The 10,832-nt window shown below is 71.9% G+C and carries 12 protein-coding genes; 1 reads left to right on the forward strand and 11 read right to left on the reverse strand.

The features are described from left to right. Positions 1-35 precede the first annotated feature (35 nt). The 11 genes from ACFXP5_RS01905 to rpoZ all read right to left on the reverse strand — a co-directional run bounded on the left by ACFXP5_RS01905 (position 36) and on the right by rpoZ (position 9,537). Complete coding sequence (locus ACFXP5_RS01905) at positions 36-635, reverse strand: Trp biosynthesis-associated membrane protein (protein WP_394543293.1); 600 nt, start codon at positions 633-635, stop codon at positions 36-38. Then, on the reverse strand, positions 632-991 hold the full coding sequence (gene hisI, locus ACFXP5_RS01910; RefSeq protein ID WP_394543294.1) for a phosphoribosyl-AMP cyclohydrolase: 360 nt from the start codon (positions 989-991) through the stop codon (positions 632-634). Before hisI ends, ACFXP5_RS01905 begins: the two co-directional genes overlap by 4 nt. After that, positions 988-1,752, reverse strand: a complete 765-nt coding sequence (gene hisF, locus ACFXP5_RS01915) for an imidazole glycerol phosphate synthase subunit HisF (RefSeq protein WP_394526525.1) — start codon at positions 1,750-1,752, stop codon at positions 988-990. Before hisF ends, hisI begins: the two co-directional genes overlap by 4 nt. Position 1,753: 1 nt before the next feature. Continuing rightward, positions 1,754-2,596, reverse strand: coding sequence for an ATP phosphoribosyltransferase (gene hisG / locus ACFXP5_RS01920; protein ID WP_394543295.1), 843 nt, complete (start codon positions 2,594-2,596; stop codon positions 1,754-1,756). A 43-nt stretch (positions 2,597-2,639) separates the two neighbouring features. Beyond that, the gene (locus ACFXP5_RS01925; RefSeq protein ID WP_394526527.1) at positions 2,640-2,903 is read right to left on the reverse strand and encodes a phosphoribosyl-ATP diphosphatase; all 264 of its coding nucleotides are present in this window, start codon (positions 2,901-2,903) and stop codon (positions 2,640-2,642) included. A 35-nt stretch (positions 2,904-2,938) separates the two neighbouring features. After that, on the reverse strand, positions 2,939-3,616 hold the full coding sequence (gene rpe / locus ACFXP5_RS01930) for a ribulose-phosphate 3-epimerase (protein WP_394526528.1): 678 nt from the start codon (positions 3,614-3,616) through the stop codon (positions 2,939-2,941). Positions 3,617-3,632: 16 nt separating this feature from the next. After that, a complete protein-coding gene (locus ACFXP5_RS01935; protein WP_394543296.1) occupies positions 3,633-5,000 on the reverse strand; it encodes an RsmB/NOP family class I SAM-dependent RNA methyltransferase in 1,368 nt (455 codons plus the stop codon). After that, entirely contained in the window at positions 4,997-5,932 is a 936-nt protein-coding gene (gene fmt, locus ACFXP5_RS01940; RefSeq protein WP_394543297.1) for a methionyl-tRNA formyltransferase, read from the reverse strand. The genes ACFXP5_RS01935 and fmt overlap by 4 nt, the downstream gene beginning before the upstream one ends. Positions 5,933-5,940: 8 nt before the next feature. After that, positions 5,941-7,962: a primosomal protein N' family DNA-binding protein gene (locus ACFXP5_RS01945; RefSeq protein ID WP_394544161.1), complete on the reverse strand. Its 2,022-nt coding sequence runs from the start codon at positions 7,960-7,962 to the stop codon at positions 5,941-5,943. A gap of 22 nt (positions 7,963-7,984) precedes the next feature. Continuing rightward, entirely contained in the window at positions 7,985-9,178 is a 1,194-nt protein-coding gene (metK, locus tag ACFXP5_RS01950) for a methionine adenosyltransferase (RefSeq protein ID WP_394526533.1), read from the reverse strand. Between the two features lie 104 nt (positions 9,179-9,282). Further along, entirely contained in the window at positions 9,283-9,537 is a 255-nt protein-coding gene (gene rpoZ / locus ACFXP5_RS01955) for a DNA-directed RNA polymerase subunit omega (protein WP_394526535.1), read from the reverse strand. A 653-nt stretch (positions 9,538-10,190) separates the two neighbouring features. On the opposite strand from rpoZ, the gene ACFXP5_RS01960 reads away from it, so the two are divergent. Beyond that, a complete protein-coding gene (locus ACFXP5_RS01960; RefSeq protein WP_394543298.1) occupies positions 10,191-10,739 on the forward strand; it encodes a DUF6578 domain-containing protein in 549 nt (182 codons plus the stop codon). Positions 10,740-10,832: the final 93 nt, after the last annotated feature.

Here is a 10,832-nt window from a genome sequence, read left to right on the forward strand (position 1 = left end):
GACAGACGCGCAGAGCCCAGTCTATCGGGCGGCGCTCACGCGGTGGGATCGTCGCCGCGCGACAGATCGTCCCACGAATCGATCGCGTCGTGCGGGCGGGAGCCGCTCGCGTCGACGGTGGCGTTCGCCGCGGCCGCGCGGTAACGGCGATCGGCGCTGCTGGACCATCGTCGAGCCGTGACGATCGTGAAAACGCCGGCCGCGAGGAGCAGCACGTTCACCACGAGGGTCAGGAAGGGCCAGACGGTCGTCGCAGTGGAGCCGACGAGGGCGGCGACCGATTCCGTACCGGTGATCCCGGTCGCCGCGGTCACCGTGGCGGCGTACGCCGAGACGGGCGTGGCGAACGCGACCTGGGCGGTGAGGGCGACGAGTACGCCGCCGATCGCGAGACCGAGCGCACCGAAGATGTGGCGCACGACGAGACCCGTGATCGAGAGCGCGGCTCCCAGCGCGAGGGCGGCGAGGCTGAGGGGCGTGAGGACGGGAACAGCATCCGCACCGGGAACCAGCAGCCCCTCACCCGCTCCCTGCACGAGGGTCACCACGACCCACGTCTGGGTCGAGCCGATGACCCCGATCGCTCCTGCGAGCAGCATCGTGAGTACGGCGATCAAGCGGGCACGGCGGATCATGGCTGCGAACCGACCGCCGGGTCGAGGTCGTCCGCGTCGAAACAGGTGCGTGTTCCGGTGTGGCAGGCGACACCCACCTGGTCGACCTCCAGCAGCACGGCGTCGCCGTCGCAGTCCAGGCGCGCGCCGCGGACGATCTGGATGTGCCCCGAGGTGTCGCCCTTGCGCCAGTACTCGCGTCGTGAGCGCGACCAGTACGTGGCGCGGCCTTCGGTGAGCGTGCGCCGGAGCGCCTCAGCATCCATCCACGCGAGCATGAGCACCTCGCGGGTGTCCCATTGCTGCACCACGGCGGCAACCAGGCCGTCATCGGTGAAGGTGACGCGCGCGATGCGCTCTTCGATCGTCTCACTCATGCTCGTACCTCGATGCCGTCGGCGCGGAGGGCTTCCTTGACCTGACCCACGGTCATGGCCCCGGAGTGGAAGACGGATGCTGCCAGCACCGCGTCGGCGCCCGCTCGGATCGCGGGGGCGAAATCGCCGATCGCTCCGGCGCCCCCGGAGGCGATGACGGGCACCCGCGACACCTCGCGCATGAGGGCCACCAGTTCGAGGTCGAAGCCCGCCTTGGTGCCGTCGGCGTCGATCGAGTTGACGAGCAGTTCGCCGGCGCCGCGATCGATCGCCTCGCGCGCCCAATCGAGAGCATCGAGGGTCGTCTCGGTGCGTCCGCCGTGCGTGGTCACGACGAAACCCGAGGGTGTCGCAGGGCTCCGCTTGACGTCGAGGGAGAGCACGAGCACCTGTGCGCCGAATCGGTCGGCGATCTCGTCGAGCAGCGGCGGGCGGGCGATGGCCGCGGAATTGACCCCGATCTTGTCGGCGCCCACCGCGAGCAGTCGCGCGACGTCGTCGGACGAGCGCACACCGCCGCCCACGGTGAGGGGGATGAAGACCTGCTCGGCGGTGCGACGGACGACGTCGTACGTCGTCGAACGTTCGTCGACGGTCGCGGTCACGTCGAGGAAGGTGATCTCGTCGGCGCCCTGGTCGAAGTAGAGCCGAGCGAGTTCGACGGGGTCGCCCATGTCGCGGAGGTTTTCGAAGTTGATCCCCTTGACCACGCGTCCGGCGGCGACGTCGAGGCACGGGATGACACGTCGTGCGAGCGTCACGTCACAGCCTCGCGGCGTGGATCTCGGTGACCAGGATCGCCCTGGCACCGATCGCGTAGAGCGCGTCCATGACCTGGTTGACGCCCTTGCGGGGGCTCATGACGCGCACGGCCACCCACTCGGGGTCGCGCAGGGGCGAGATGGTCGGCGATTCGATACCCGGGGCGATCGCGACGGCGTCCTCGATCAGGCGCACCGGGAGGTCGTAGTCGATCAGGACGTAGCGGCGGGCCACCATGACGCCGCGGAGGCGTCGCAGCAGCGTCTCGGCACCGGGGACGTCGTTCGGGCCGCTGATCAGCACCGCGTCCGACTCCAGGATCACCGGTCCGAAGATCTCCAACCCGGCCTGGCGCAGTGTGGTGCCCGTCGACACGACGTCGGCGACAGCATCCGCCACCCCCAACTGCACGGCCGATTCGACGGCCCCGTCCAGCGGTACGAGGTCGACGGCGATGCCGCGATCGTCGAGGAAGGCGTCAACGAGGCCGGGATAGGCCGTGGCGACGCGCAGCCCCTGCAGTTCGGCGAGGTCGGTGAAGCGACCCGGGCGAGCGGCGAAGCGGAACGTCGAGCCGCCGAAACCGAGAGCCTCGACCTCGCGGGCCCCCGGGAGGCGGGCGTCGAGCAGCAGGTCGCGGCCGGTGATGCCCACGTCGAGCGCCCCCGAGCCGACGTACGTGGCGATGTCGCGCGGGCGCAGGTAGAAGAACTCGACCTCGTTGGCGGGGTCGATGGAATGAAGGTCTTTCGGATCGCGGCGGCCGGTGTAACCGGCCTCGGCGAGCATCGCGGCGGAGGTCTCGGCGAGCGAGCCCTTGTTCGGCACGGCGATTCGCAGCATGACAGGGCTTTCGGGTAGGAGGAGGCAGGTGGGGGCGGTGCGCTCAGAGATGTCGGTAGACGTCTTCGAGGCTGAGCCCCTTCGCCACCATGAGCACCTGCAGGTGGTACAGCAGCTGGGAGATCTCCTCGGCGGCGGCCTCGGACGACTCGTACTCCGCCGCCATCCAGACCTCGGCGGCTTCCTCGACGATCTTCTTGCCGATCGCGTGCACGCCCGCGTCGAGCTCGGCGACGGTGCCCGAGCCGGCGGGGCGTTCGACGGCCTTCTCGCTCAGCTCGGCGAACAGGGCGTCGAACGTCTTCACCCTCCCAGGGTATCGAACCCCGGCGAGCGTTCGGGTCAGTGCCGGTGCGATCGGGTGGCGCTGGCGCGCAGCGCCCGGATCGCGGCATCCGGATCCTCGGCCCCGAACACCGCGGAACCGGCGACGAACGTGTCTGCTCCCGCCTCGGCGGCCTGGGCGATCGTCGCCTCCGAGATGCCCCCGTCGACCTGCAGCCAGACCGATGATCCGCGTCGACGGGCCTCGTCGGCGAGCGAGGCGAGCTTGGGCATCGTCTCGGGCATGAACGACTGGCCGCCGAAGCCGGGTTCCACGGTCATCACGAGGATCTGGTCGAACTCGTCGAGGATCTCGAACAGGCCCTCCACGGGGGTCGCGGGCTTCACGGCCACCCCGGCCCTGGCACCGATGGCCCGCAGTCGCCGGGCGAGCGCGACGGGCTCGGCCGCGGCCTCCAGATGGAAGGTCACGGAGGCGGCGCCGAGCTCGGCGTACTCGGGGGCCCAGCGCTCGGGGGAATCGATCATGAGGTGCACGTCCAGTGGCACGGGGCTCGTCTCCTGGATGCGCCCCACCATCTGCGGACCGAAGGTGAGGTTCGGCACGAAGTGGTTGTCCATGACGTCGACGTGGACGAAGTCGGCCCCGTCGATGCGGGCGAGGTCGCGCTGCATGTTGACGAAGTCGGCGGCGAGGATGCTGGGATTGATGCGGGCTACCGCGCGGTCGGGCACGGCTCCATTATGGCCGTCAGCGCTTCTGCAGAAGGGCGATCGACATCGCGTCGGTGCCGTGGCGGTGGGGCCACAGCTGCGCCCGGCCCGAGCCGTCCTGCTGTTCGGGGAGGTCGATCGGATGCTGCGACACGCGCGAGACCACCTCTCGGGCGTCGAGGTCCTCGACCGCGTCGCCCAGTTCCCGGCGCACCTCGGCCACGATTCCGGCCGTCTCGGCCAGGTGGGGCGAGCACGTGACGTAGCCCAGGATCCCGCCCGGCTTGAGGGCGACGAAGGCGGCGAGCACCAGCTCGCGCTGCAGGTCGGCCAGCGCGGGGATATCGGCGGGGGTCTTGCGCCACCGGGCTTCGGGGCGGCGGCGGAGCGCGCCGATGCCCGTGCACGGGGCGTCGACGAGCACCCGGTCGTACGTGTCGGGGGTGCGTCGGGCGCGGGCGCGGCCGTCTTCGACCGAGACCTCGACCTCGAGGGGGACCCCCTCGACCGCTCGGCGCACCAGGCCCGCCCGCGCGGGCACGATCTCGTTCGCGTCCAGCCGTGCGCCGCCGGCGAGGGCTTCCGCGGCGAGCAGGGCGGTCTTTCCGCCGGGGCCGGCGCACAGATCGAGCCACCGCTCCCCCTCGCGCACCGGTACGGCCCGCGAGAGCGCGAGAGCCGCGAGCTGCGAGCCTTCATCCTGCACGCGCAGGCGACCGTCGCTGTCGGTGACGAGATGTTCGGGATCGCCGCCCGCGAGCACGAAGCCGTCCGGTGCGAACCGGGTCGGCTGGGCGCCCTCGGGGCGTTCCGCCAGGCCCGGGAGGGCCAGCATCCCGACCCGGGGAGCATCGTTGTCCGCGGCGAGCAGGGCGTCCAGTTCGTCTGCCCGACCCTCCGCGCCGAGGGCACGTCGCAGCGCCCGGATGATCCAGACCGGGTGGGCGCTCAGCACCCCGCGTCGTTCGTCGTCCGAGCGTGCCGACTGCTCGAGGCGTTCGTACCACTCCCCCGGGGTGTCGCGGGAGATGCGCCGCAGCACCGCGTTGGCGAATCCCGCGGCGCCGCGCGATCCGGCCGAACGGGCGAGCTCGACCGACTCGTGCACCGCCGCGTGCGAGGCGACGCGGGTGGAGAGCAGCTGGTGCGCGCCGAGGCGCAGCGCATCGAGCACCGCGGGGTCGATCTGGTCGGTCGGCCGATCGGCGGCGAGGGCGATGAGAGCGTCGTAGGTGCCGCGGCGCCGGAGTGTGCCGTACGTCAGTTCGGTGGCGAGGCCCGCGTCCTGGGTGGACAGCGCCGCCCGCCGGATCGAGTGCGGCAGCAGCAGGTTGGCGTAGGCATCGTCGGCCGAGACGGCGCGGAGCACCTCGAAGGCGACCCGGCGGGCGGCTTGAGCGGTCATGAGCCCACCACCGGATTCTCCGAGCGGAGCCCCCGCCACCAGTCGGCGGCGGCCATCGGGGGTTTGCCGGCGGGCTGCACGCTCACCAGCTCGACGGGTTCGGACGCCGTGCCGACGAGGATCGCCCGCTCACGCGCGGCCAGCGCCCCGGGCGCGAGGCGGGGCTCGTCGGCGGGGCCGGTTTCGTCGGCCGCACGGACGACGAGGATCTTGAGCCGGGCGCCGTCGATCGTGGTGTGGGCGCCGGGTTCGGGGGTCACGCCGCGGATGCGGGCCAGCACCGCCGGGGCGTCCTTGGTCCAGTCCACCGCGCCGTCGATCAGGCTGAGCTTGGGCGCGAAGGTCGGCTCGCCGCTCTGGGCCACGGCGGTCGCGGTGCCATCGGCGATCTCGTCCACCACGCGGTGGAGCAGCGCCGCTCCCCGCTCGGCGAGGGCCGACAGCACGTCGCCGGCGGTCGCTCCGGTCGGAACCTCGTACGGCTCCTCGGCGAAGACGTCGCCGGCATCGAGCTCGGCCACGAGCTGGAAGACGCTGGCGCCGGTCACCGCGTCGCCGGCCATGAGGGCGCGCTGCACGGGGGCTGCTCCCCGCCAGCGGGGCAGCAGCGAGAAGTGCAGGTTGATCCATCCCTGGCGGGGCGTCGACAGCAGCGGTTCGCGCACGAGTCCGCCGTACGCGACGATCACGCCCAGGTCGGGTGCTTCGGCGGCGACCTCGGCGGTGAGGGCATCGTCGAGGCGGGATGCTTTGTGCACGGGCAGGGCGAGGTCGCTCGCCGCGTTGGCCACGGGCGACGGTGTCAGCACGCGTCGGCGGCCGAGGGGGGCGTCGAGGCGGGTGATCACGGAAGTGATCTCATGGGGGCCGTCGGCCAGGGCACGCAGAGAAGGGACCGCGACCTCCGGGGTCCCCGCGAAGACGAGGCGCATGGATCTCCTCACAGGTCGGGCTCCGCGACGTCGAGTCGCACTCTGAGTGTATTGCGGGGGCGAGGACCGCGATCCTTCGCGGAGCGTCGGGCGCGGAGGGCGTCGGCGATGACGGAGGCACGGAGGCTCTCCGCGACCGCGCGCCCGGAGGGGTAGTCGAAGCGCACGAGGGCGCGAGACGCGGGCAGGGCGCCGGGTTCGGTCACGTCGACCGGTCCGACGACGGCGGCGGGATCGAGCGTCACGTCCTCACGGAGGTTCGCCAGCGCGGTCTCCACGGCAGCCGTCGCCCCCTCGACGGTGGCGAGGCGCACCGCGGGCGGCATGTGCAGGGGCGCGCGTTCGCTCAACTCGCTCCGCGCGTAGGCGGGCTGGGTCCACGTCGCGAGGGCTCGAGCCACCGGGCCGGTGACGCCGACGAGGTGCACCGGGGCGCCGGGAGCCGCCAGCGCGGCCGCATTCGACCACCAGCGCAGACAGTGCTCGCCGATCCGCAGTTCCTCGGCCTGCAGCATCCGTTCTCCGTCGAGCAGCACGACAGCCCGGTAGCCGCCGGGCACGAGCGGTTCCGCGCCCCGGGTGGCGACGACGAGCGCCGGGCGGGCCTCGACCTCGGCGACGGGGTGCTGGCCGTCGGACACGATCACCCGCGTGCCGGCGAAGGCGCGGCCGAGTTCTTCCGCGGTGCGTTCGGTGCCCGAGGAGGCCATGCGCAGCGTCTCGCCTTGGCAGTGGGGGCAGGCCCAAGTGTGCGCCGCGCGGCCGCACCAGGCACAGACCGGAGTGGCACCGGGGCGGGAGGCGCGGAGCGGGCCGCTGCAGTGGGCGCAGCGCGCGGGGCGTCGGCATTCGCCGCACACCAGCGACGGCGCGTAGCCGGGGCGGGAGACCTGCACGAGCACGGGTCCTTGGGTCAGGGCCTCGCGGGCGGCGGCGAAGGCGGCCGAGGGCACTCGGGAGGTGCGGTGCTCGCCCTCACGGGTCGCGCTGAGCACGACCCGTGGAGTCGTGCGGCGCGTCGCCGTCGCCTCCTTCACCCACCCGATGTCGACGAGGCGTTGCACGTCGGTCGTCCGGGTGTGCCCGGCGAAGATCAGCGCGGACCCTTCCAGTTCCTGGCGCACGAGCGCCGCGTCGCGCGCGTGCACGCTCGGTGAGAGGGGTTCGCCGAGCAGCGGGTCGCCGTCGTCCCAGATCGCGACCAGGCCGACGTCGTGGGCGGTGGCGTAGACGGCGGATCGACGGCCGACGACGACACAGGGCACCGCCGTCAGCGTGCGCAGGAACTGTCCGTACCGAGCGGGGCCCGATTGATCGGCGTCGTGGCGGACGATGGCCTCGGGGGGGACCACCTGCTCGAGCGCCGCCGTGAGCTGCGCCTGGTCCCGGTAGTCGGGCACGACCAGCACCGCGCTCTTTCCCCGGGCCAGAACGCGAGCGGCCGCCGCCGCCAGCAGCGTCCCCCACTCCCCCGCCAGCACGCCCTGGGCCGGCCGGGGTGGGGCTTCCAGCGCTACGCGGTGGTGCTGGTCGAGGGCTGCGATGAGGGCGGGATACCCGGCGAGCAGGATCGCGGACCGCTCCTTCACGTCTTCGTCGATCACAGGCGCGTCGGGGGCGGGGGCGGCGAGCCAGGTCTTCTCGGCGCGCACCATGCGTTTGGGGATCGCGAGCCGCAGCACGTCGCTCGCCGAGCCGGCAGCGCGGTCGGCCACCCGGCGGGCGAGGGTGTAGAGCCCGGGGGTCAGGACCGGGACGGGCGAGACCACCGCGTCGAGCTCGGAGAGCGGCCGCTCGCCGGCGTCGTCGTCGATCTCGACGATGTAGGCGTCGACCGTGCGCCCGGCCGAGCGGAGCGGCACGCGCGCGCGGACGCCCGGCACGGCGTCGGCCAGCAGCGCCGGCGGGATGGCGTAATCGAACAGGCGGTCCAGCTGCGGGAGGGGCGAGTCGAGCAGCACGCGCGCGATACGGCGCGGGGTGTCGGAGACGCCGGCCGGGGAGGCAGCATCCGCCCCCGACGGGGTCAGATCAGCGCTGGGCTCCCCCACGTCACAGACCGGCGGCCGCGCGCAGCTCCTCGACCCGGTCGGTGCGTTCCCACGTGAAGTCGGGGAGCTCGCGGCCGAAGTGCCCGTACGCGGCGGTCTGCGCGTAGATCGGGCGCAGCAGGTCGAGTTGTTCGATGATCGCGCGGGGGCGGAGGTCGAACACGTCGAGGATCGCGCGGGTGATGACGTCGTCGGAGACGTGACCTGTGCCGAAGCTCTCGACGTAGAGTCCGACGGGCTGCGCCTTGCCGATCGCGTAGGCGATCTGCAGCTCGAGTCGGTCGGCGAGACCGGCGGCGACGGCGTTCTTGGCCACCCACCGCATCGCGTACGCGGCGGAGCGGTCGACCTTCGAGGGGTCTTTGCCGCTGAACGCCCCGCCACCGTGGCGGGAGGCGCCACCGTAGGTGTCGATGATGATCTTGCGGCCGGTGAGGCCGGCGTCGCCCTTCGGGCCGCCGACGACGAAGGGGCCGGCGGGGTTGATGTAGTACTTCACGTCGGGCAGGTCGAGGCCGGTCTGCGCGAGCACGGGGTCGATGATCTCGGCCTGGACCCGGGCGCGCAGTTCTTCCTGCGAGATGTCGGGGTGGTGCTGCGTGGAGAGCACGACGGATTCGACCGTCTTCGGCACCTGACCGTCGTAGCCGAGTGTCACCTGCGTCTTGCCGTCGGGACGCAGGAACGGCAGCCGACCGTCGCGGCGCACGGCGGCGAGGCGCTCGGCCATGCGGTGCGCGGTCCAGCTGGCCATCGGCATGAGCTGGGGGGTCTCCGTCGTGGCGTAGCCGAACATGATGCCCTGGTCGCCCGCACCCTGTTCGTCGCGGGGGTCGATCGAGCCGCGCTCGCGCTGCTCGAAGGCGCGGTTGACGCCCGAGGCGATGTCGGAGGACTGTGCGCCGATCGACACGCTGACCCCGCACGACTCACCGTCGAAGCCGGTGTCGCTCGAGGTGTACCCGATGCGGTTGACGACCTCGCGCACGATCGCGGGGATCTCGACGTAGGCGCTGGTGGACACCTCGCCCGCGACGTGCACGAGCCCGGTGGTGACGAGCGTTTCGACGGCGACGCGGCCGTACGGGTCTTCGCTCAGGATCGCGTCGAGGATGCTGTCCGAGATCTGGTCGCAGATCTTGTCGGGGTGCCCCTCGGTCACGGATTCGGAGGTGAAGAGCCTCAGCTCGGTCATCGGTACTCCTGCTCGGGTCTGCGGGTGGCATAAGTATGCCCCGGACGGCGGACACGCCGGCCGGGGCCTGTCATCTCCCGCCGCGAGGCGGGAGATGACCTCGATCACTCGAGGGGACGAAGGCGCAGCTTGTCCTCGTGGATCTCGTGAAGCGCGATGGTCAGCGGCTTGTCCTCGACGGTGGAGTCGACCAGCGGGCCGACGTTGTCGAAGAGGTTGCCCTCGTGCAGGTCGGAGTAGTAGTCGTTGATCTGACGCGCACGCTTGGATGCGTAGATGACGAGCTGGTACTTCGAGTCGACCTTCTCGAGGAGGCTGTCGATGGGCGGGTCGATGATGCCCTTGTTACGAGTCGGCATAGGAACCTCCTGGTTGGGTGGACGAAAGCGGTCTGCCGGGCACGCGAAAGCGGCGGCATCCTTCTAGTGTACGACGTCCACGGCGAGAGCGCTGAACGCGGGCGTTCCGCAGCATCCGTCCCCTCTCTTTGGTCCCTGCACAACTTCGGAACTCTTGGGCGACACGCCCACGCCAGCAGGGCCATCCCGGCCGGTGAGGGTGGAACCTCCGAAGTTGTGCGGTCCGGGGAGGCGGGGCGGCAGCATCCGCTCCCCTCTCCTCGCCCCTGCACAACTTCGGAACTCTTGCGCGCCACGCCGGTGCTGGCAGGGCCATCCCGGCCGGGCGGGGTGGAACCTCCGAAGTTGTGCCGTCCGGGAGGCGGGGTGGCAGCATCCGCCTGCCCCTCGACGCCCGGCACAACTTCGGAACTCTGGGGCGACACGCCGACGCCGGCGGGGCCATTCCGGCCGGGCGGGGTGGAACCTCCGAAGTTGTGCGGTCCGGGGGCGGCCGGGTGGCCGCATCCGCTCCCCTCTCCTCGCCCCTGCACAACTTCGGAACTCTGGGGCGACACGCCGACGCCGGCGGGGCGATCGCGGCAGGGGCGGGGAAAACCTCCGAAGTTGTGCGGTCACGGAGGGGCTGGCCGGGTGGGTTTAGCGTGGGCCGCATGACGCGCGTGTGGCTGACGAGATGGGAATGGGCGTGCTGCGGCGGCGGCTTCGAGGTCGGCGACGACGTCGAGTTCACCATCCGGACCCGGGAACAGGATGCTGTGGTCGCATCGCTCCTGGGACCGACTCTCGCGGCGACGGTCGACGCGATCGAGTCCCACCACGACCACGAGTCGTCCGACCGGCTGCGGGGCCGCGTGGTCGCGGTGCACGAGGTCGCCCACGACGTCGTCGAGCGGACGTCGCTGCGGCGTCCCGGCCACGGCGCGCCGCCCGATGCCGTCCTGCCTCCCGAGGGTGAGGAGTGGCCTTTCGTCGGGCGCAAGCTCGGCAACGGTGCCTTCGTCGGCTCACGACCCTCGCGCTACGTGATGGAGGAGGTGCCGGTGCCCGGATCGACCGTGCTGCTGCCGGCGAAGGGCGTGCGGCTTGCCACCGCCGATGCCGAGGCCACTCCGGCCGCGCGGCAGGCCGCCGACGAGCATCCGCCCGAGAGGCGGTCCCGCAGGGTCGAGGGGTGGCTCGTCGACGTCGACGAGGCCTGAGAAATCACGATCGGGCTGAGAAACCCGGCCAGGCGGCGTTTCTCGGCCGATCGCGGTTTCTCGAGCCGCCGCGAGAGCCCGCGAGGCCGACGA

The sequence above is a fragment of the Microbacterium hanjuni genome (assembly GCF_043556395.1).
Lineage (GTDB): Bacteria > Actinomycetota > Actinomycetes > Actinomycetales > Microbacteriaceae > Microbacterium.